Raw genomic sequence first — 20589 nt, 5'->3', positions numbered from 1 at the left:
GCGTGGGGCCGAGCTTTCTGGAGTAAACATGGGCCTGCGCCAACTCGTGATCGATGCCTGGTCGTGGCTGAACTACAAGCCGGTGATGGCGGAGGCCGGTCGTCCGGGCAGTCGCGCGTTCCCGGAGCTGGCCAAGACGTGGGTGCCCCCGCACGAGTTGCGGAGGCTGGCCGCGTACAAGGTGCTGGCCTCGTACGACAACAACCAGGCCGGGCAGCTTGCGGCGGCCGGTGGCGACGCGAGCGCGCTGGAGCGGCGGGAGCTGGGTGACGCGGCGAACCTGGTAGACACCGCGCTCGGCTACCTGCTCGGTTCGGAGCAGAAGGTCACGGTCGAGGGCGCGGAGCACGCCGATGCGGAGATGCCGACGCCCGGTGCGGCGGAGGCCGCCGCGGTGCAGGACCGGTTGCGGAAGTGGGCGGACAAGGAGCTGCTGACCTTCCGTGTCCAGCAGGCCGAGCGAGCTGCGGTGCTGCTAGGGGACAGTGTGATGGTGCTGGCGTGGAACCCGGAGAAGCAGCGGCCGACGCTGAGGGTCTACGATCCAGGGTTCTTCTTCCCGCAGTGGGACGACGAAGACGAGGACTTCCCCAGGCGGGTGCATCTGGCGTGGGAGCTGCCGGCGGACGACGACGCCGGTTTGAAGGCCCGGGTGCGGCGGGTGACGTACGAGCTCGGTCCGATCTCCGAGGACGGCGAGCCCGGCGAGGGTGCGGCGGCTGGCGGGCGGCAGTACCCGTGGGAGCCGGGCCGGACGTCCAACGTGACGTGCTACCTCACGGACGCGGAGTGGCTGCTGGAGGACCTGAAGAACGGCGAGACGCTGGACCGGCTGCCGATGGACAAGGCGAGCTTCCGGGTGCGGCCGGACGGCACGGAGCTGAACCGGCTGGATCTGATGATCGACTTTGTGCCGGTGGTACACATCGCGAACACGATCCCTGACGGTGGGGAGCACTGGGGGCGCTCGATTCTGGCGCGGGTTCTGCAGGCGCTCGATGAGCTCGCGGCTACGGACTCGGACAGCTCAGCGGCCTCGTCGACGACGGGCACGCCGATCATCGGGCTCGCGGGTGCGCGGCTGCCGGTGGACCGGGCGACGGGCAAGCCGCAGGAGCTTCAGGTGAAGGCCGGTGCGGTGTGGCAGCTCGGTGAAACGGGGCGGATGGATGCCCTGGACACGTCGCCGCAGTTGGCCGAACTGCGGGCGCGGGTGGATCACCTGCTGGAGCGGATCGCGGCGAATAGCCGGGTGACGGCGGCCGGGCTCGGGACGCTGGAGGCCACGGAGGTGCCGTCGGGGTACGCGCTGAAGCTGGCGCTGGGGCCGCTGGATGCGTTGATCGGCATGATGCGGTTGGCGAGGGAGCACAAGTACCGGCTGCTGTTCAAGATGGTGCAGCGGTTGTACCAGGCCGGACGGGCGGAGGGCTGGACGGCCGGGGAGACGCTGCCGGCGCGGCTGGCGTGGGCGCCGCACACGCCGACGGACCGGGGCGCGGTGCTGGAGGAGGTCGTCAAGGCGTACGGGGCGGGGGTGCTGTCACTGGAGACGGCGGTGGCGATGCTGCTGGAGGCCGGATACCCGATCAAGGACGCCTCGCAGGAGGTGGAGCGCATCAGGGCGAAGGCGGAGCAGGAAGCCGCGGTGCGGATGGCGGAGGCCGCTGCTCGGCGCGGGCGCGACGAGGACGACGAGGACCAGGAGGAGGACGACCGGTCGGGGGCCGCCGGGGTGCGGAAGCCGGTGGGGAAGGCGCCCGAGCGGGAGCCGGTGGAGGCGGGCCGGTGACGCGGCCTCGGGGTGCGTGAAGCGGGGAGTCAGCGCCAGATGCCGCGGGCGCGCATCAGGTCGATCTGGAGTTCGGTGACGTGCTCGCGGTATTCGGCGTGGTTGTACGGCGGGCGGTCGGCGTAGAGGTTGGCCGGGTAAATGGGCTGTTCGTACAGGGTGGCGAACAGCTCGGTGCGCAGGTCCTTGGCCCAGTTGGTCCACGCGGCGGTGGTGCGCTGGCGGCGGAGAGCGGGCAGGTCGATGGTGGCGGTGACGAAGGTGGCGACGCCGCCGTGGTCGAGGTGGCCGACGGTGCGGCCGGTGTGGTCGGTGATGGTGGAGTGGCCGCCGAAGAAGTCGACGCGCTGCACGTCGGCTCCCGTGTAGGAGGCCGGGTTGGGGGCGAGGACGTACATGGTGTTATCGAGGGCGCGGGCGCGGTTCTGGATGTCGTAGGCGTCGGAGGCGACGCCGGGCAGCGGATAGCTGGTGCGGTAGGCGATCTCGCATCCGCCGAGGGCGAGGCCGCGGGCGTTCTCCGGGTAGGACGCCTCGTTGGCCATCATGACGCCGAGGCGGCCGATGGCGGTGTCGGCAACGGGCCAGTACGCCTCGGGGCTCCGGCCGTAGAGGCGGGTCCACTGGTCGAGCACGTCGTGTGGGCTGAGGCTGTGTTCCATGGGTGGCAGCGGGGCGAGCTTGTAGTGCCGCAGGACGATCTCGCCGGCGGGGTCGATGACGAATCCGACGTTGAAGTACCGGTCGGGGAAGGCCGGGTGGAGGGCCTTGGCCTGGGCCATGATGTGGATGTTGAACTCGCGGGCCCAGCGGCCGAGTTCTTGCGTTTCCGCGCCGGGAAGGCTGATGGCGCAGGTGCGGGCGTAGGTGGCGTGGTCGAGGTCGTGGATCTCGTCGGTGAAGCCCTGGAGTGCGCCTTCGGGCAGGGCGACCAGTCGGACGGGGTGGTCGAGGCCGCCGAGGGAGACGGCGGTGCGGGTGAGGGCGTAGAGGTGGTCGAGGTTGGCGGCGATGTCGTCGCGCTGCTGGATCCCGGTGATCTCCGGGATGAGCCCGACGGCGGTGTAGGGGTCGAGTGTCATGGGTGCTGCCTCCTTGTTTGAGGCCATCCTGTGGGGGTGGTCGGACAAGGGTTCGTGGCCGTGTCGGTGCAGGTGGCTACACTGGCCGTCAGCGCGGGGGCGCGCTCTGGAGGAGATGTATGGTCCGGCCCCTGCCGCCTCGCCGTCCTGTCGGCAACCGCCGTGACGGGCGGCCGATCTACCCGATTCTCGGTGCCTCGTCGGAGGACGAGACGAACGACCAGCTCGATGACGCCCCGGACGGCGGCGGCCAGGAGCAGCAGGTCACGGTCACCCAGGACCGGTTGGGCAAGATGCTCACCCGCGAGAAGGCGCAGGGCGAACGGGCCGCGATCAAGCGGCTGTTGTCCACGCTCGGGTTCGACTCGCCGAAGGCGCTCACCGAGTTCGTGACCGCGCAGCGGGAGGCCGAGCAGGCCGCGCTGTCGGAGGTGGAGCGTCGGGAACAGGCTGCTGCCGAGCGGGAGTTGCAGGCCGCGCGCCGGGAGGAGCTGGCCGCCGAGCGGGAGAGGGCGGCGCTTCGCCGGGCCGCGCTGGTGGCGCTCGGCGCGGAGGGCGACGATCTGGTGGACGCGGAGCGTCTGCTGGCCGTGGACGACGAGGACGCGGACGCGGACGAGGCGCAGATCCAGTCGGCGGCCGAGGCCCTGCGAGCCAGGCGTCCGGAGCTGTTCGGTGAGGTCCGCCCCCTGGTGCCGGCCGCCCCCGCGGGCGCACCGGCAGGGCGCGGCCCGACCCGTACGGCCCCGGTGTCCAAGCCCGGTTCGGCCGGACTGGAGATGGCCAAGCGGCGTGGCCTGATCCCGGAGTTCAGCGACTCCGCGGCCCGATAGTCCGGGCCTCAGACCTTGGGGACCACGCCCCCTGAACTTCGTGGACGGCATCGCCTCCGTGGGCGGTGTGCGGAATCTGACCGCAGCGTCCATGGAGACACGCACATGACCATCCAGCCCGTCTCGACGTCCGAGTACACGACCGCCAACCGCGAGTGGCTGGCGTCCCTGCACGGCACCGACTCCGTCGACACGATCACCCTCGACCTGAACCTGTTCCGCGAGGGCACGCACTACGTGTGCGGCGACGGCTGCGACCCGTACGGCCGGGTGCTGTCCGGTGTGCCGGTCGGCAGGGTCGCGGAGTCCGGCCTGTACGGCCCGTACGACCCGGAGGCGCACTGCGGTCGCCAGATCCTGCGCGGCTTCGTGATCGCTGAGGCCCCCTTTGCGCCGGGCCAGACCCGTGTTCCGGCCGCGCTGCTGTGGCACGGCGCGGTGAAGGCGTCGAAGGTCCCCGGTGGCATCGACGTGTCCCAGCTCGTGTGGCACCCGCGTGCCGCGCAGATCCGCTTCGTGTGAGCGGGGGCTGAGCTGTGACGATTCAGGACCTGCTCAAGGACGTCTCGGTCATGGACCTGACGGCGTTCGCCAGGGCGATCCCGTCCCCGAAGGACTTCCTCCTCACCCAGACGATCTTCCCGACCGTGGAGATGCGGGAGGTGAAGTGGCGTACGAAGGACTCCGGCCGGTACGTCAACGTCGCCAAGTACCGGGCGTTCAACGCCTCGGTGCCATTCGCGACCCGTGAGGCGTGGCAGACGTCCCGCGAGGGCGCGCTGCCCGCGCTGGGGCAGAAGCTCGTCGTCTCCGAGCAGGAGCAGATCCTGCTGGAGGCGTCGCACGGCTCGGACCAGGACCGGCTGATCGAGCTGCTGTACGACGACGTGGAACGGCACGTCGAGGCCATCCGGTCCCGGCTGGAGCTGGCCGCTGGCGACGTACTCGCGGACGGCCGGTTCACGCTGGAGCAGGAGAACGGCCTGACGCTGGAGGTGGACTGGAACGTCCCCGCTGAGAACATGCCGGTCGCCCGGATACCGTGGTCGGACCCGGCCTCCGACCCGATCGCGGACGAGCTGCGGTGGATCCAGCACCTGGACGACATCGGCGCGCCGGAGCCGGAGCTGGTGATCACCAGCCGGAAGGCGTTCAGCTACCTGGCGGCGAACAACGCCTACAGGGCGGCCTACTACGGCAGCGTGAATCCGTCGACCACGCCGACGGCCACGCTCACTCCGCAGCAGATCAACGTGGTGCGCGGCAACTACAGCCTGCCGCCGATCCAGTTCTACAAGGCCCAGGTGCGGGTGGATGGCAAGCCCCGCAAGGTGCTGCCCGAGGACCTGTGGATTCTCGTGCCGCCGGAGCGGGAGAAGTGGGCGCAGACCATGTACGGGGTGACCGCGGAGGCCCTGGTGCTGTCGCGCGGGTCGAACCCGGAGATCATCCGGGAGGACGCCCCCGGCCTGATCATCACCCGAGGTGTCCAGGATGACCCCGTGCAGATCTGGACCAAGGGCGCCGCGGTCGGCATGCCCGTCATGCACACTCCGGACGCGCACATCGTGGCGAAGGTCCTGTGATGGCGGGCCGCCGGCGGCTAAAGGCCGCGGTCTACGTACAGGACCCGACCACACGGGAGGAGCTGGTCCTGCTGCCGGGCGAGAGCCCGGTCCCAGAGGTGGCCGAGCTGATCACCAACCCGGACGCGTGGGAGGAACCGCCGGAGGACTGCGACGAGCCGGACGAGACTGTCGCGGTGGAGAAGGCGGAGCCGTACGAGAGCAAGGACGACGGCCAGGAAGAGACGGCCGGTGCGGGCGGGGCGAAGAAGACTGCGTCGCGACGGGGACACTCGTCCTCTGCGTAATACGCTCACACGCATGGCCTGGAGCCAATTCCCGAGCGGCTCCGGGTCGTGCCTCGTACTGAGGGACGTGATCTTGGTGGACGAGTTCCAGCGGTCGTGGCTGCTCGCGCAGCTCGGCCCAGACACCGACCCAGCCGACCTGGAACGCCGCTTCCTCCGCCTGCGGTCGGTGCGCGCGGTCGCGCTCGAGGTGCTGGGCGAGCGGCGCGCCAAGCTGCTCGCCGACCCGCTGAAGGTCACCGTGGACGGCGTGGTGACCATGGACCTCCACGAGAACCTGCGCGGCATGGAGCGGCAGATCGAACAGGTCCGCCAGGCCCCCGCCCCCGACGGCACTGACGACGACGAGGACGGGGACGAGTCGATAGCGGTGACATGGCTGACCGCCGCCCGCCGCTACCGATAGCCCTCAGCCCTGAACATCGCCGTCCGGACGCAGCGTGAGCCGTCTTCAGAGAGTGGTGTCTTCGCTCGCGTCCTGTGCGGGAATGCCCATGAAGTGCGCCTTGATCAATAGGCGCGATTGCTCGGGCGACCGGGTGCTTGGCTTCTTCATACGCTTCGGATGTGACCACCAGCGCCCCGGATGCAGATCATCCCACGCGGGCCGTGCCTGTTTGTCAAAGCGACCGGCCCCCGGATTGTGGTTGCCGAAGCCGTCGACGACAGTGTTCCAAACAGGGCGATAGTGCCGGATCATAACGCGCTCCGCGAGGCTGACGAAGGCTTCGATCGCTACGAGGTAACGCGCGTGAAAGAACTTGATATCAAGATCACTATCGAGCCGAGCGACTTGTTCTATGGAGTCCTTATGCTCCTCTAGTCGATCAAAGAGGGCGCGCGTCGGCGCGTTCGGATCTGTTGTGCCTTTGCGTTCCCCCTCACGGCGAGCTTGGCCTACGTAAATAGGGGTGCCCCCAAACGGCTCGACGATCGGCTTGTAGAGCGGATGAGGGCCCGAGTAATAGATGGCGTAGACACCGGCGCCGAGGGTGGGCGCGATGGAAGTCAGCGATTCGATCGGGCGGCGCAGCAATTGCGCCTCTACGCTGCGGCCGAGGTTTTCCAGGTCGAGAGGGTTGTACTCTTCGTGCCGCTGGGCGCCATCCATCCAACTGGCGGGCTTCGGCTTCCTCCGTGGGGGAGCGGGAGGCGGTTCGGCCTCAGCCCAAGAGGACAGGGTGTTTGGCGTGGTCATGAGGGCTCCGGATGCGAGCAGCGTCCGTCGACGCGTGTGGCCGTCGAGTGCTCGCGTGGCTACTCGCTGTGTACGCCCCATGCTACCGGGGCGGCTGTGGGCTCGAACTGGTTGGCTACGCGTCCTCGTCGGCTTCCTCGGCCTCATCGATAGGGCCGGGGGGCTCAGCCTCTGGCGCCGTCTCGAACGACTCCGCGCCGCGGTAGTAGTGCCAGGCACTCGGGTACTCGCGGGGGCTGTCGTCGTACATGATCACGTACCCCATCAGGGCGACAATCTGCCAGGAGTCTGGTATCTCCGTCGCGATCAATCTAAAGACGGAGTCCGCCGTCATATTCGCTTCAGGGATCGTCACCAATCGTTGCTTGAAGAGAGGCGACTTCTGATACCGGAAGTTGTACGGAAGGCCAGCCTTCACCTCATCCAGCAACTTCTGAAGGGTTACGACACCTGGTGTGAGCCCATCGACCGTGCGTTCCAGGTCGATGGGGAAGAGCATGTCGAAGTGGTTGGCCTTGAGGACTGTGCTGTCACGATTCCGACCAGGGTCCTTGTTGCCGAAGCCGTTATTGTTCCATGGAATCTGGCCAGCTTCTTTGTGGTGCGTGATGAGCAGCTGTTCCGGTGCGAGGGCGGAGAAGTCCTCCGCGACGTAGAGGCAAGAGAACTCCACGTCTCGCAGGGAGATGCCGCGACGTCCGCCGATCTTGCGGAAGTGCTGACGCAGCCTGACGGGTATCGATTTGTCCGCCTTGCCCACGTAGACGAACTCGCCATTGAGGTAGAGCTGGTAGACCCCGGGCTTCTCCTTGAGGTCGTCGATGCTGTCCTCGGTCAATGGAGCCCGGTCCAGCCCCTCAAGCGCGTCCGCGAGCTGATCGCCCAGGGCCTTGGTGATGCTCAGAGTGAAGTCTCTGTGGTACTTGGCCCCATCGTCGGACTCGACTGCCGGCGTCATCCAAGCGTCCTTTCGCTCCAGTGATCACCGGCACCCTATCCGCGATCACCAAAGTGAAGGGAAACTTCTAGCCATACCCGCAGCAAGATCGACAACTCCGCGGTATGCTTTCGCCATGCCTGATCAGCTTGGAGAGCAAACTAAGGACCGCACCAGCGTTGAGCTGTTCGCGGGCGCTGGCGGCTTGGCCCTGGGCGTTCAGCGCGCGGGCTTCCGTCCGCTCCTCTATAACGAGTTCGACAAGCGAGCGGGCGAGACCCTCGAGGCCAACGGGGCCAAGCCCCGTGGCGACGAGGAACGGATCCCCGCGCCCGGCGAGCCCTGCCCCTTGGTCGTGGGTGACGTCCGAGAGCTGTCCATGAAGTACCTGCGCGACGCCGAGGTCGACGTCCTCGCGGGCGGTCCGCCCTGTCAGCCCTTCAGCCTCGGGGGCGCCCACAAGGGTACCGAGGACGCGCGCAACATGTTCCCCCAGATGTTCAGGGCGGTTCGGCAGATCAGGCCCAAGGCCGTGATCTGCGAGAACGTCCGTGGGTTGCTTCGCCCCTCGTTCAAGCGGTACTTCGACTACATCCAGCGGGAGCTGGAAATGCCTTTCGAGGAACGCGCGAAGGGCGCGTCGTGGGAGGAGCACGACGAGATCCTGAGGCGACGCCGGGAGGAAGAGCCTCGCGACCCTTCCGAGAGGTACGAGGTCATCATGACCCCGGTGAACGCCGCTGACTATGGCGTGCCCCAGATCAGGCATCGGGTGATCCTCGTCGCGTTCCGGGCGGACTTGAACGTCGATATCGAGGCTTTCAAGAGGGCCGTGCGTCCCCAGTACTCAGAAGCGGCACTGATCCGATCCATGCTGGACGGGTCCTACTGGAAGCGCCATCGAGCCATCCGGGAGGTGCCGGACCACGTTGTGGAACGCGTCCACGCGCGGCTGCCGCAGGAGCTGCCGCAGGACGAGGACGGTGAGATGAAGCCCTGGCGGACGCTTCGCGACGCGATCGCCGGGATCGATGGCAACAAGCCCCTACCCCCCGTCCCCGAGGAGCTCTTCGACCGCAAGGAGCACTACTTGGGGGGCTTCACCTACCACATCGGCTGGCCCGGTGCCCGTATCTACGACGGCCACACACCCAACGAGCTGGACAGGCCAGCGAAGACCGTCAAGGCCGGCGTGCACGGTGTACCCGGTGGGGAATCGGTCATGCTCCTGGACGACAGAGAGCCGGACCCCGAAGCCCCTAACGGCTGGAAGTACAAGCACCGCTACATGACCGTTCGAGAGACCGCTCGCGTCATGACATTCCCGGATGACCACAAGCTGGAAGGTCCTCGCGGAGAGAAGATGCGGCAACTCGGCAACGCCGTCCCCGTTCTGCTCGGCGAGGTCTTCGCCAAGGCCGTGGCCGCCGCCCTTGACGAGGCGGAGAGCCGTAGGTGACCGGTATGGCACCAAACGAGCCAAGCCGATGGAAGGACAAGCCGCCGCCCGCCCGCGCGTGGAAGGGCCGAGAGGGACGAAGCCGTGAGGCGCTGGCGGCCGAGCAGGACCGTGCCGCTGGTGGACGACACCGGCGCATGGTCGACCTGGGCGACGGCCGCTTCGCGCGCGCTTCCATCGAGCTGAAGGTCCTCCCCAAGACACGGCGCATCCGGGCTTACCTCCGGTGGTCCGACAAGGGCCGCTCGCCCGCCGAGTATGTGGGCGAGGTCGCGCACGAAACACGTGGTGCCAACCTGGCTCAGGCATGGGAGATGGCGAGGGACGCCGGGCTCCTCGCCGAGGAGTCGCCGCCCGAGCGGTCATGGGCCACTTCGCCGGCCGTCCGGTCTGTGATGCGAGGTAACCGCGGCAGGGACACCAAACCAGAGATCCGGCTGCGCTCCCTCCTGCACCGGGCGGGTCTGCGCTATCGCGTGGGGATTAGGCCCCTGCCTCAACTGCGCAGGACGGCCGACGTCGTCTTTCCCAAAGCGCGTGTCGCGGTCTTCGTCGATGGCTGCTTCTGGCACGGCTGCCCGGAGCACCACCGACCCGCCACGAAGAACATCGATTTCTGGCGCGAGAAGATCGAGGGAAACCGCAAGCGAGACGCCGAGACTGACAGCCTCCTGCGTCAAGCTGGCTGGACGGTCATCCGCGTCTGGGAGCACGATGACCCAGTCGACGCGGCCAACCGAGTCATCGCGGTCCTTCGCCCGGAGCGCGCGACGGCTGAACGCGCAGGGCTACAAACCATGCCCACCCAGTAGGTCCTCGACCGAGTCCTCAAAACGGCGCAGCACGATCCGGCCGTCCGCGTCGCTAAAGGCGAGCACCTTGGAGCCCGGGTTCAGGCCGGCCTCGGCCAACAGGCCCATGGGCAACTCAACGGTTCCGTCCGCTTGGACGGTCAGCTCTGCTGGTTCGCGGATCATGCGGCTGAGTGTGCCACGCGGTCCTCAGCCACGCGCGACCGCTTCGCCTCCCGCCTTCCTGACTTGAGTCGTGGACCTTGAACCGTATGAGTGCCCTCTCGGGTAGCGGGGTCGGCTCCACCCCGCTCCTGCGCCTCTGACGCACGACAGCGCGTGCGCCCGGGGCCAGATGGGGCCCCAGGCATCGCCGACTCCTGGGTGTCCTGGTCCTGCCCGAGAAGGGCGACCTGCGGAAGGGCATTGAAGAGGCTTACGCGAGTGACCTTCGTATGAGCTCATCAGCCACCGCATGGAGCCAGCGCGAGACCGACCTAACCCGTCTTCCTCGTAGCAACACGCCCGCTTCGGCGTGCGATGAAGTACCCCCGGGCGTGAGGTTGGCGGAGCCGACGTACGCCAGATGTTCGTCCGCGAGTAAGACCTTGAAGTGGACACCGAGGCCGGCTTCGTCCCACGAGCAGATCTTGAGGCGACTATCGTTCGCGCCCGCAGCCTCACGCAGAATGGACACAGAGTCGACGTTGGCGTTGGAACGCTGTGGCGCCGAGACGCCCAGCGCCCTCGTGATCACGACGGCACCTCCGCCATTCGCCAACAGGTCGGCCAGAGAGGGCGCCAGCGCGGAGACGAAGGATGGGTGCAGATAGGGCGCGGCCATCACCAGTCGGTCCTTGGCACTCTCAGCGACCATGCGGAGCGTACGCTCCGTATCGAGAGGAAGCCCCGGGCCGCCGTTGTCCCGGGACATCGAGTTCAGTGGATCACGCAAGAAGGTCGGAACGGTCAAGACCAAGTCCCAGTTGTCCTCGACTGACATCGCGACCATGGCGTGGGCTTGCGCGAGAAGCAACGGTGCCGCCTCGGTAAAGCGGCCGTCTTCCCGGAGCACGCCGGCGTGGACGAGGGCGTGGGGCACGAGGCGTTGATCCGTCACCGCGTTGGCGACCTGCTCGATCACTTTCGCCGCGGTGGCGCCGGCGGCCGCGAGGCTGGCCGCGGCCGCCGCGACGCGGACAGGGTCCGCCGCTTGCTGGAGAAGGGAGACGAGAGGTCTCAGTGGCTCCAGTACCCGCGCCACCGCGGCTCTTCCTTTCGTCCAGACTTGGCTGGTGTGCTCGCGGGGGAGGCGGACAGCGGGAGCGTGCCGAAGAGCAGGTTGCGGTCCAATACGGTGTTGAATCTCGCGCAAGCGACCTCGGAGATGTGAAGGCAGGCGGCGCACGCTCCACCGAAGTCCCGTCGACACGGGGGGTCGAAGACGCAACGGGTCTCCGCGTCCAACTCACGCAACGCGTCCTCGAGATCGAAGCGATAGACATGCTCGAGCCCGCCAAGGGTGAATTCGCTTCGAGTGTTCGCGTAGATCAGATAGGCGCAATTCGCCGAGAAGAGGTACTCCGCCAGCGAATCGACATTGAGGCCGCACCTGCTGGCCATGGCTTTCATGGTGCGATGCGCCATCGAGTGGACGAGGCCGAGTAGCGCCCGGCTGATCGGGTTCTCGGGGGCGTTGAAGACATCTACTACTGGGTCGGCCACCGAGAAGATCCAACGCTGAGCCTCTTCCTGCGTACTCACGCCTGGATCCGCGACGAGACCGGAGTCGACGAGCCACTTCACCACGGCGAGTTTGTCCAGCTCGAACAGCAAGCCCTCGGTCTCCGTACGGACGCCATACATCGGGAACTTGCTGTCCCGGCCGGCGGGGAAGAATCGGAACTGCTGCGTAGTCTGGGTTCCGCGACGGGTCGTCGCGACCGCCTTGCTGCTGATCCTGGTGTATCCGGCGACGATGTAGGCGATCGGGAGCTCTCGCAGCAGGGTCACGTCGGCGAACCCGTAGTGGGTGAAGAGCTTGCGGTACCGCCGGTAGATGGGCTCAAGCTCAGTTCCCTCGTCGCCGTCCAGCAGCTCCTGCGACGTCAGGGGCTTGGCGTCCCAGGCCAGCCCAAGTTGACGGCACTCCTCACCGAACTCCTCAATCGTGTCTGGGTCCCGTCCGAGGGAGTCGACCTGTGCGTCCCACGCCGGCGCGTCTCCCTCCTTCTTCTTGGCCTCAGTGATGAGTTGGTTATAGAGATCGTCGCCGGTCTTCAGGCCGAGCGTCGCGGCCATCTCGCGTGCTTGTTCCACGGCGCCTCCCGTGGCGGTGGAGCCTCCTCCCCGTCGTAGTCCTTCCGCGCCCTTGGGCAGGAGGCCAAGACTCTGAGCCACAGCGGCCGCGTACACGCGCTTGTGGGCCAGGGCACCATAGTTGCCCCGAGTCGGCGGGTTGATGACCGTGATCTGCTGTGGGTAGTAGGCCGACGTCTGTGGCACACGCATCACCTGGGGGCGACCCTCGCGACAGGTAGAACACCACTTGACGATCGGCTGGTCGGAGCGCCTTTGGCAACGACCGCACATCCAGTACCAGCGATACGTGTTCAAGTCGCGGGTGTTGCAGAGCCGCATCGTGCCCTGGCAACCGGAGGCACACCGCGGCACCGAGAGCTCCTTCAGGTGGCCACACTCATGCACCTCACCCCAGGAGAATTGGGCCATAACCCCGTGGCTGGGTACCGAGCAGGCCGGCGCCGGGTCACTCGCCCGGACGGTCTTGAGGAGGCCACACGCACGGCAGATAAAGGTGTTGGGGAAACGCGTGGCACGCAGGTCCTCCGCCTTCACGAGCCTGAACTGTCCGCGATCGATCGCGTGCAGTTCAGATCCCGACCTGGAGCCACCCTTCGCTGCGGAGGCGAACGGTAGGAGGAGACGAGTGAGTTGCGGAGCGACCCAACCCTCGGGCACATCGAGGGCGGTCACCTGTCGGGGTGGCTGGCCGACGACCGATCCCTTGGAGGACCAGTTGTATGGCTGGCCGGGCATGTAGCGCCAGAGGGCTTGAATATTACTGCGACTGAGCTGTTCGAAGGCCATGACGGACTCTCTGGAGAGACGTGATTGAGAACGGCTGGTGCGGCACGCTGGCTTGCGCGGCTGACTACAACTCGCCGTAGATGATCAGAGGTTCCTCGATATCCCGGAGAGACCGGGGCACGGACGGGTTCAACAAGGTGGGCAGCCTGTCACCAGCCTCCGCCCGCAGTGGGACCGTGGTCAGGTGTTCGTCCACCCAAGAATCGATGGCCTGCCGGTGCATGCGGTGGTAGACGCTGGTGTCGTTGATGCCGAAACCGTGACGCAGAAGCGAGACGAGCAGCTTCTTGTCGATGAAGCCGGCGTTCACGGCGTCACGGAAGGCCGTGGAATCCGCCAACGAGCGTCGCCTCGGCGCTCCCGTAATCCAGGCACGGTCGAGCACCTGGAGCAGCCACGCCATCAATCCGCCTGGCAAGACTCGCTTGAGTACGGGTACCGATTCGCGGTTGACGGGAACCTTGTGGACGAGCCGGTCCAGGTACCTGATCCACTCGGGGTAGTAGCGAAAGACGCTGGCGTCCCGGTCGCGACTCGGGTTGATCACGTTCACGACCAGGCCCGGGTGTCGTCGCCCGACACGCGCGGACGCTTGGATGATCTCGGAGGCCTGAGTCGGGGTTCCCATGACGGCCATGACGCCGAGTCGTGAGACGTCGAATCCATGCCCGATCGCCTTCGTGGCAGCGATGATCTTGACACGCTCGGATTCGTCCTCAGGACGTTCAACCAGCCGGGTAACCGCCCCGCGAATGGCCGAGGGACTGGCGTCGCCGTTGATGATCACGAGGTTGTCACGGCTGACTAGGAGGTCACTCACCGCGGGGTCCCGGGTGAAGCTCGTCAGGTCCTCATTGCGCAGACAGTAGGTGACCAGCACCTCGTAGAGGTCTTCGCCGGCCTTTCGAGCCTCTTCGACGATGTCGGGGTCGTTGGCGTCCAGGCCGGCTTCCGCAACGACGCTCTTGGGATTGGCGCACAGGTCACGTACCCACTGGTCGTGCACGACGGCGACCTCTCGGGTGGCGGTGACCATCGTGCTCGCCCGTGAGCGCACGCCAAGGTAGCGGCGCAGGGGATCGCCAATCTCGGTGGTGGACCAGAATGTCTCTCCCGCCTCCGGACCGTTGACGGGGAAGCGCCTCGCGTCCCGGTCGTAGAGGTGGCGCACCTGGTTCTTGTATCCCTCGATCGTCGCGGTGGCCCCAACGATCTGGAACGGATCATTGTTCAGGTGCTCGCTGATCTTTTGGAGTAGTGACTCGTACATGCCGTCGAGAGCGCCAAGGCTCTCATCGAGCAAGTGGAGCTCGTCCGCGATCTCCAGACGCACATGCCCGAATCCCTTCGGCACGGGGAGCCGGTTCTCACGGCACCCGTACACCGCACACCAGTTGGGATTGGAGGAGTATCCGTGCTTGGGGCAGACGGAGTGAGGCCGCCCGAGCAAGATCTGGAACGCTTGATTCTGTCCGAGTTGCGCGAGTTTGTCTACGGTGCCCACAAGGACAGCGGGTGCCCGGCGATAGATGTCGTCGTCGACGCCCCACACCGGCAACACCCCCGAGAGCCGGCAGTCGTCGTTCTCGCAAATGTGACGCATGGTGTGACTGGGATCGTCCCACCGCACCGCGAGCGGGCAGCGGCACAGCGGGCAGTCGTCCAGCACCCGACAGGCCTCCGCTGTCTCAGGTGACGTGGGATCAGGCCCGTGGTAGCTGTTGTTGCCAGGTTTGTACAGCTTGTTCGGTGTGTTGCCGCCACCAACGAAGTAACCGATACCGAACGCCCCCGTGTGGCGAATGCGTGGGTCTTGCCGCCGCAGGACCTCCGCGTGCAGCACCATCTTCGCGAATCGCTCTGTCTGCTGGAGGGCCAGCAGGCGCAGGGGGAAGCGAGCCCACACCTGCGTCCCGCGCGTGACGCCGGTGTACCTGCCGTAGAACAGAGTGACCAGCATCAATCCGAGGTAGGCCTCCGACTTGCCACCACCCGTCTGGAACCAGACGATGTTGACCTCGCGGTGCTTCCTGGGGTCGACCATGCCGGGGAGGCAGCCGACGATCCAGGCGATCTGGAAGGGTCGCCAGGCCGTGTACTCGTTCGCCGCGGCAGCTTTGACCACCTTGTTCGCCGCCACGAAGGCGGCCAGCACATCGGGGTTGGTGCGTAGGGTCTCGAGCCCAGCGCGGACCCAGCTGGCCTCCGCTCGGGCTTCCAGAGCGGCCCCCTCCGCCTCGGCGCGCGCGTCGTCGTTCCAACCGCGGGCCTTGTGGAGGGCATTGAGAGCGGACATGCCCCAATTGTCCTCAACCCACACGTCAAGGAGATCCACGAGTCTCGCGACTGTCCCGATCGGATCCGCGATGAGCGAGTCGAAGGTAGTGTCAATCAGGGTCTCTCGTCCGTCGGCGTCCTTGGACTTCGTCCTGGGATGCGCGCGCCAGGTCGGTTGTTCAGCCGCGAACTCCGTACTCAGGACCGTACGTTCCCCGCGTGTCTCGCACGTGACCGGAGAGGCGTGTCCGAAGGCCGAGACCGTTCGCTCGTAACGATGCGACTGGGCTACCTGCTCCAGCTCGTACGGTACGACGGGCGCGTCCACGGTCGCCGAGAGGACGACCTCGTAGAGGCGAGTGTCCAGGTATGCCTCGTCGTAGGGCCGATTGCCGTCGACCAACTGATCTCGCGGAGCGGGCGTGGTGTTCACGACGGCGACGAAAATCTCGTAGAAGCCGTCTACGGGCCTCACCTCGACCTCGACAGCGGCCCGATGCTCAGGTGGAGTGAGGTCACCGGGAGCCAACAAGTTCTGAGCTTCGTAGGAGGCCCACGTTCGTTCGTCGATAAGGTCGTGATCGCGTGGCAGGGAGCCAACGGGCGGGCCGGCCAGGCGCTGCCGGTAGAGCTCCCGCTGATGTCGCGCCGTCGCCGAGCGCATCGCCGTAGCGATCTCGCTCTCCCCCGCCCGAACCGAACGCGCCTCGCCTGAGACCAGGGGAATCGTGACCTTGACCGGGGTCATCGAGATCTTCGTCCACACCTGAGCCAGCGGGTATCCCGGAGTCTGGCCGTTCCCAAAGGTGGACACTCGTGTTCGCGGCGAACGAGCGGTGGCGGGGACATCGCGGGCGTGGTCCGCCGCCGCGGAGCCAAGCCCATCAGCCACGTCGGACCCGTGCGTACTCGCCTCTGTTGCCATAGACGCGCGTTGCTCGTCGACCGTTGGGTGCAGCGCGAGGAAGGCGGACGCGCTGACCTCGACGGTCAGCTCGCTTGGCAACCTCCGTACACGGAAGGTGAAACCTTGCGCGGGAGGGGTGATCTGGAGGCCGCGAAAACCGGCGTTCGTCTCCTGGATCATCTTCGCCTCGCTCGCGAGCATGCCGAGCCACAGGCGCTTCTGAGGCTGGTCGAAGAGGCGGGTGCCGCTAGGGATTGAAGTGCCTACAGCCTGACTGACGACGCGGCGCGAGAGGCTCGCGAGCAGGGCGTCGTATCGCTGGGCAGGCGTATTGGCCGGTGCGGACGCACGGCCATGAGGGAATGCCGACATGGCGAAGCTCCTGTGTTGTGAACGGTAGGCGTATAGCCGGTTGGCCCGTCCGGGGGGAGACCCCCTCGCGTGACCCTCATGTGGTTTAAGTCGAGGAAGAGCTAAGTGCGTGACTGCGCGGCTTTAGATGGGCGACACTTTAGCGCGATGCACTGACCGCTGCCGCCCGAACGGCCCTAACTAGTGTGCCTTTTAAGCCAGTTGAGCGACGCGCTCACTCGTCTGTTCGAGGGAGCAGGCGCCCCACCTCGTGCGCCGCGACGGTGCGCGCGCTTCGATCGACCGCCCCGACGGTATGCGCCGTCACGCTATCCAGCAGATCCGAGACACGGAGCCCCAGGTTCACGTCGATCAGCGTCTCGTTGGGGCGCGGGTCGGCCCCGCTGATTTGGGAGGACAACCAGCGTCCCGCCTTACGGTGCACGATCTGCAGCGTCTTCAACGCCCAGCCGACTCTCTCCGCCTGTGCGAGCAGTACCCGGTCCTGCACGGCGAGGGCGAACCGCCGTACATCGGCCGGATCCTGCGGGCCGTTGACCTCTCCTCTCACCCATGAGCCAATCGCCTGCTCCGAGGTGATCGACGTGCCGTGCATTCGGCGGAGTATGTCGCGATATGTCATTCCGGACCGCGCGACGAGCCTCGCTCTGCGGTGCCAAAAGTCGACCAGTACCGCCAACGGGGCGTACGTGGCTGTCTCCGACAGCTTTCCAATGACCGCACCGAGAAGGTCGCGTCGTGCGTCGTGATCGACCAGGAAGATGACATCCCCTGCGAGAAGCGACTTGGCGGCGACTCTTTGCAGCTCCATCCCTCTCCGCCGTGTCAGCACGTCGTTGGGGGCGGCAAAGAGCAGCCCTTCGCGATCCCCGCCGTACAACTCGAAGGCCAGGACCGGCACTTCCGCCTGGGCCAAGCCGCCGACGACGCGAGTGGGGGCTGGCGCGTCATCCTCGTCGCGCCCTGGGCCACGTTCATCGACGACCCGCCGTAACAACTCTGGGATGCGCGCGTCGAACGGGTCCCACTGGCCAGTGTCGCCGGGCAACCGCGGCCAGGACATCGGCAGAACCTCGACTTCCCCAGCGAGGAGCCGCACGTCCGTCTCAGGAAGGCGTCTATTGGAGGCGGTCACCAAGGACAGGCGTGGTGCTGAACACGTCGTCGTCTCCTCACGGATACTCCTCAACGCCGAACGTGCCCACCTAGCCTGTCGCAGTGCCCGCTGGCATTCGAAGGGGCCGGTCGTCAGCACGGACAGCAGAGGGACGGGCGGTAGCGCCAGCAGTCCCGCTCGGGCACGCGGCAATGGCCCCGGGACCCGGATCTCGCGTACATCGGACGTGTCGAGCCGTCCAGCCACGAGTTCGGCCATGGTGGCTACTCTGACCCAGTCGTCCCAGCCGAGCGGCGTCTCCAGCGCCTCGTTCATGGCGTCGACCAAGGCCACTCGCGCGGCCGAGTTGCGGACGAGCAGGAGCGATCGTCGTCCTTCAGACACACACGTGGCAGCCCAGCGAATGAGATGTGTCAGCCGTTCCTCACGTGCCGCCGCCACCAATGCGTTGGAAAGGGCGTCGGCGACCCCGAACCAGTGGCCGGCGGCCTCTCGACCGGTATGTCGAGCGAGTGCCCTGGCCGTTGATACGGCCTCGCCGAGACGGACGGCATAGGGGCCGTGTCCAGTGTGTTTGTCGTATCTGGCTGGCGATATAGGGAGCATCGACAACGTGTTGAACAGTCCTCGTGCCCAGCGCAGTCCATGGCCCTGTGTTATTGAGGACTCCACACCGCTGACGGCGCTCAGGCGCGCGATGCGTTCCCACAGAGCACTCAGCGCGGTGTCCAAAGTAGACGTCTCGCCTTCCGCCGGAGCCACGACGACAACCTCCGACCGCGAGGCATGCCGCAACACCGCCGCGCTGGTGACAAGTGGACCAGCGTTCGCGTACTGGGATGGAACATCACGGTCGAGCGCGGCCACGAGGCTCCCGGCGTCCCAGCCCCAAACGACCCCGTCCGCTTCCCGTACGTGTTCCAGCCCCGGGTCGCCAGGGTCGGCGGTGAGATAGACGAGCGGCACAGTCGCGTAGGTCACGAGGAACTTCCGGAGCTCGCCGGGAGCGACAGCCGCGCCATCGACAGCGATTCCCGAAAGACACGCCGCCCAGCCGGATAGGCGAGATAGATCACTGACAAGGTGAAGACGCCCACCAGCATCGCGACGTGGCTTGCCGACGACTCGGGGTCGACCGTCGACACTGACCGCTGTGCGGGGTATGTAGTCAGCCAGGCGCTGATCCTTAAAGAACAGCTGGTCGTAGAGAATGCGGGAAGCCAGATGCGGAGACACCACAGCCGCCTGGGACGTGAGTGATCGCTCGCGCATCACCGCCCCAATGAGCGCGGCGGCGCCGAGCAGCAAAGGAGCCGCCGTGCCCGGAAGCGGAAGGACTATAGCGATCGGGACGAGGCTGGCGGCCGCAGCCTCAACCGCTCTGAGAAGCTCTACGTCCAACCCCGTTGGCGAAAAGGGTAGGGCTCGCCCGCCTGTACCTCGTTTGAGGACGCCACGAGTCACCGCTCCCGCAAGACCGCCGTGATCACCCGCCATCACCGGGTCGACCGCGCTAACCATGCCGATACCGTAGTGGTCTCCGCGCACCAAATGTGGGCAAACAACCTTTTCATATTGCACCGTTGAGGGCGACAATCCAGCCCGCTCAGTCGTCGTGGTCCAGCGACACCGCCGAGCGGTGCAGCCGGCACCAACACCGCTCTCTCCTCAACGGAAAACTGCAGGCGCACTGCCTACAGCACGAGGGAACATGAGGCATGCGCCCGGATGACTGGCACCTCACCGAAGACCTCGACGACTTTCTCGCTCGAGCCGGGGACTTCCTGCACTCGCGTCCCGCCCTGCACACCGTCCCACTGACGGTGACCGAGGCACTGCGTACGCGGGGGACGGACGCGTACGGCTCCGAAGCACCCATCTTCGGCTTGCTGGAGCGGGCGTGCGAGGTTCGCGCGACCATCTTCCGTACCCCGCCCCGCCGCCTGACCGTCACACCCCTCACCCCCGAAGAGGCCGACAGCCTCGCTGCCCACCTAGCCGACCTCGGCCACACCCTCCCCGGCGTCAACGCGGACCACGACACCGCCGCCTCCTTCGCCGAGGCTTGGCAGCGGCACACGGGCGCGAGACCGACGCTGCACGAGCAGGAGCGTCTGTACGGCCTGGGCACGCTCACGCCGCCGGAGCCGTTCCCTGAGGGCCGGGGGCGAGTCGCGGGCGAGGAGGACCGCGAGCAACTCATGCTCTGGCACCGGGAGTTTGTCACCGCCATCGGAGGAACCCCTCCTACGGACAACAGCTCATGGGCGGACTCGCGCATCGCCGACGAACGCGTCACGCTGTGGGAAACCCCGGACGGTACCCCCGTCTCCATGGCGGGCAGGACCCCCATGGTCGCGGGCCAGATCCGGGTGGCTCCCGTCTATACCCCGGCCCACCTGCGTGGCCGCGGTTATGCGGGCGCCGTGACAGCCGAGGTGAGCCGGGCCGCGCTATCCGCTGGCGCGGCGGAGGTCCTGCTGTTCGCGGACCTGGCCAACCCCACCAGCAATGGCCTCTACCAGCGGATCGGGTACCGCCCGATCGCCGACTTCGCGGTGTACGACTTTTAATGTGCCGCGCCGGAGAGCCGTCGAAGAACTCCGGAGGGCTGCGGGCAGGGCAGCGCAGCGAACACGTGGCTGGCGCGCCGCCTCGAAACCGCAGCACCTGGACAATGTCCGCCTGCACCACGCGGTCCGTGGGGCAGGATGGGCAGATCGAAGACCTTGTCGGCGTGGCTGACGATGTCCTGGCTCGGCCGGCGGACGCTTGTAGGTCGGGTATCGGCGTGGCGGCACTCCGTGACTGGCGAACGCTGTTGCCTGCGTGCCGATCGCTGC

At 66.8% G+C, this 20589-nt stretch carries 17 protein-coding genes; 9 read left to right on the top strand and 8 right to left on the bottom strand.

The features are described from left to right. Window positions 1–28: 28 nt before the first annotated feature. Complete coding sequence (locus EBH09_RS11445; protein WP_121746882.1) at window positions 29–1792, top strand: hypothetical protein; 1764 nt, start codon at window positions 29–31, stop codon at window positions 1790–1792. A 29-nt stretch (window positions 1793–1821) separates the two neighbouring features. Here EBH09_RS11445 and EBH09_RS11440 read toward each other — a convergent pair whose 3' ends face one another. Next, window positions 1822–2874 (bottom strand): nitrilase-related carbon-nitrogen hydrolase, encoded by a 1053-nt coding sequence (locus tag EBH09_RS11440; RefSeq protein ID WP_121746881.1) that lies wholly within the window; start codon window positions 2872–2874, stop codon window positions 1822–1824. Window positions 2875–2993: 119 nt separating this feature from the next. Between EBH09_RS11440 and EBH09_RS11435 the strand changes: the two genes are divergently transcribed. From EBH09_RS11435 to EBH09_RS11415, 5 genes are all read left to right on the top strand, one after another. After that, window positions 2994–3707 carry a hypothetical protein gene (locus EBH09_RS11435; RefSeq protein ID WP_121746880.1) on the top strand — a complete coding sequence of 238 codons (714 nt, stop codon included), beginning with the start codon at window positions 2994–2996 and terminating at the stop codon, window positions 3705–3707. Between the two features lie 105 nt (window positions 3708–3812). After that, window positions 3813–4229 (top strand): head decoration protein, encoded by a 417-nt coding sequence (locus EBH09_RS11430; protein WP_121746879.1) that lies wholly within the window; start codon window positions 3813–3815, stop codon window positions 4227–4229. A 14-nt stretch (window positions 4230–4243) separates the two neighbouring features. Then, the gene (locus EBH09_RS11425; RefSeq protein WP_121746878.1) at window positions 4244–5293 is read left to right on the top strand and encodes a major capsid protein; all 1050 of its coding nucleotides are present in this window, start codon (window positions 4244–4246) and stop codon (window positions 5291–5293) included. Further along, on the top strand, window positions 5293–5580 hold the full coding sequence (locus EBH09_RS11420) for a hypothetical protein (RefSeq protein ID WP_121746877.1): 288 nt from the start codon (window positions 5293–5295) through the stop codon (window positions 5578–5580). Before EBH09_RS11425 ends, EBH09_RS11420 begins: the two co-directional genes overlap by 1 nt. 13 nt (window positions 5581–5593) lie before the next feature. Then, complete coding sequence (locus EBH09_RS11415) at window positions 5594–5986, top strand: hypothetical protein (protein ID WP_238697274.1); 393 nt, start codon at window positions 5594–5596, stop codon at window positions 5984–5986. 45 nt (window positions 5987–6031) lie between these two features. On the opposite strand, the gene EBH09_RS11410 is transcribed toward EBH09_RS11415, so the two are convergent. Both EBH09_RS11410 and EBH09_RS11405 read right to left on the bottom strand, forming a co-directional pair. Beyond that, complete coding sequence (locus EBH09_RS11410; RefSeq protein WP_238697273.1) at window positions 6032–6778, bottom strand: Eco29kI family restriction endonuclease; 747 nt, start codon at window positions 6776–6778, stop codon at window positions 6032–6034. A 115-nt stretch (window positions 6779–6893) separates the two neighbouring features. Further along, a complete protein-coding gene (locus EBH09_RS11405; RefSeq protein ID WP_121746875.1) occupies window positions 6894–7736 on the bottom strand; it encodes a GIY-YIG nuclease family protein in 843 nt (280 codons plus the stop codon). 115 nt (window positions 7737–7851) lie between these two features. Between EBH09_RS11405 and EBH09_RS11400 the strand changes: the two genes are divergently transcribed. Both EBH09_RS11400 and EBH09_RS11395 read left to right on the top strand, forming a co-directional pair. Continuing rightward, entirely contained in the window at window positions 7852–9174 is a 1323-nt protein-coding gene (locus tag EBH09_RS11400) for a DNA cytosine methyltransferase (protein WP_121746874.1), read from the top strand. 5 nt (window positions 9175–9179) lie between these two features. Continuing rightward, window positions 9180–9986: a very short patch repair endonuclease gene (locus tag EBH09_RS11395; protein ID WP_121747348.1), complete on the top strand. Its 807-nt coding sequence runs from the start codon at window positions 9180–9182 to the stop codon at window positions 9984–9986. On the opposite strand, the gene EBH09_RS11390 is transcribed toward EBH09_RS11395, so the two are convergent. From EBH09_RS11390 to EBH09_RS37495, 5 genes are all read right to left on the bottom strand, one after another. Then, window positions 9963–10151 carry a hypothetical protein gene (locus EBH09_RS11390; RefSeq protein WP_031070153.1) on the bottom strand — a complete coding sequence of 63 codons (189 nt, stop codon included), beginning with the start codon at window positions 10149–10151 and terminating at the stop codon, window positions 9963–9965. The genes EBH09_RS11395 and EBH09_RS11390 overlap by 24 nt on opposite strands. Before the next feature lie 250 nt (window positions 10152–10401). Then, entirely contained in the window at window positions 10402–11229 is an 828-nt protein-coding gene (locus EBH09_RS11385) for a phospholipase D-like domain-containing protein (protein ID WP_121746873.1), read from the bottom strand. Next, window positions 11205–13073, bottom strand: a complete 1869-nt coding sequence (locus tag EBH09_RS37500) for a hypothetical protein (protein WP_153182632.1) — start codon at window positions 13071–13073, stop codon at window positions 11205–11207. The genes EBH09_RS11385 and EBH09_RS37500 overlap by 25 nt, the downstream gene beginning before the upstream one ends. 64 nt (window positions 13074–13137) lie before the next feature. Further along, window positions 13138–16629 (bottom strand): hypothetical protein, encoded by a 3492-nt coding sequence (locus EBH09_RS11375; RefSeq protein WP_121746871.1) that lies wholly within the window; start codon window positions 16627–16629, stop codon window positions 13138–13140. Between the two features lie 214 nt (window positions 16630–16843). Then, window positions 16844–19267 carry a hypothetical protein gene (locus EBH09_RS37495; protein WP_153182631.1) on the bottom strand — a complete coding sequence of 808 codons (2424 nt, stop codon included), beginning with the start codon at window positions 19265–19267 and terminating at the stop codon, window positions 16844–16846. Between the two features lie 197 nt (window positions 19268–19464). Here EBH09_RS37495 and EBH09_RS11365 point away from each other — a divergent pair, with 197 nt between their 5' ends. Beyond that, window positions 19465–20319, top strand: a complete 855-nt coding sequence (locus tag EBH09_RS11365) for a GNAT family N-acetyltransferase (RefSeq protein WP_121746869.1) — start codon at window positions 19465–19467, stop codon at window positions 20317–20319. The last annotated feature ends 270 nt before the right edge of the window (window positions 20320–20589 follow it).

Origin of the sequence: Streptomyces sp. E2N166 (assembly GCF_003671715.1) — a bacterium.
GTDB classification, from domain to species: Bacteria; Actinomycetota; Actinomycetes; order Streptomycetales; family Streptomycetaceae; genus Streptomyces; species Streptomyces thinghirensis.
This window is presented reverse-complemented; position numbering and strand designations above follow the sequence as displayed.

What these genes read in the sequence shown, in the direction of transcription:
- EBH09_RS11375 (WP_121746871.1), bottom strand. Translation starts at nt 16,629, where the DNA reads ATGTCGGCATTCCCTCATGGCCGTGCGTCCGCACCGGCCAATACGCCT.
- EBH09_RS11405 (WP_121746875.1), bottom strand. Translation starts at nt 7,736, where the DNA reads ATGACGCCGGCAGTCGAGTCCGACGATGGGGCCAAGTACCACAGAGAC.
- EBH09_RS11390 (WP_031070153.1), bottom strand. Translation starts at nt 10,151, where the DNA reads ATGATCCGCGAACCAGCAGAGCTGACCGTCCAAGCGGACGGAACCGTT.
- EBH09_RS11415 (WP_238697274.1), top strand. Translation starts at nt 5,594, where the DNA reads ATGGCCTGGAGCCAATTCCCGAGCGGCTCCGGGTCGTGCCTCGTACTG.
- EBH09_RS11445 (WP_121746882.1), top strand. Translation starts at nt 29, where the DNA reads ATGGGCCTGCGCCAACTCGTGATCGATGCCTGGTCGTGGCTGAACTAC.
- EBH09_RS11400 (WP_121746874.1), top strand. Translation starts at nt 7,852, where the DNA reads ATGCCTGATCAGCTTGGAGAGCAAACTAAGGACCGCACCAGCGTTGAG.
- EBH09_RS11420 (WP_121746877.1), top strand. Translation starts at nt 5,293, where the DNA reads ATGGCGGGCCGCCGGCGGCTAAAGGCCGCGGTCTACGTACAGGACCCG.
- EBH09_RS11410 (WP_238697273.1), bottom strand. Translation starts at nt 6,778, where the DNA reads ATGACCACGCCAAACACCCTGTCCTCTTGGGCTGAGGCCGAACCGCCT.
- EBH09_RS37495 (WP_153182631.1), bottom strand. Translation starts at nt 19,267, where the DNA reads ATGGTTAGCGCGGTCGACCCGGTGATGGCGGGTGATCACGGCGGTCTT.
- EBH09_RS11365 (WP_121746869.1), top strand. Translation starts at nt 19,465, where the DNA reads ATGCGCCCGGATGACTGGCACCTCACCGAAGACCTCGACGACTTTCTC.
- EBH09_RS11395 (WP_121747348.1), top strand. Translation starts at nt 9,180, where the DNA reads ATGGCACCAAACGAGCCAAGCCGATGGAAGGACAAGCCGCCGCCCGCC.
- EBH09_RS37500 (WP_153182632.1), bottom strand. Translation starts at nt 13,073, where the DNA reads ATGGCCTTCGAACAGCTCAGTCGCAGTAATATTCAAGCCCTCTGGCGC.
- EBH09_RS11440 (WP_121746881.1), bottom strand. Translation starts at nt 2,874, where the DNA reads ATGACACTCGACCCCTACACCGCCGTCGGGCTCATCCCGGAGATCACC.
- EBH09_RS11430 (WP_121746879.1), top strand. Translation starts at nt 3,813, where the DNA reads ATGACCATCCAGCCCGTCTCGACGTCCGAGTACACGACCGCCAACCGC.
- EBH09_RS11435 (WP_121746880.1), top strand. Translation starts at nt 2,994, where the DNA reads ATGGTCCGGCCCCTGCCGCCTCGCCGTCCTGTCGGCAACCGCCGTGAC.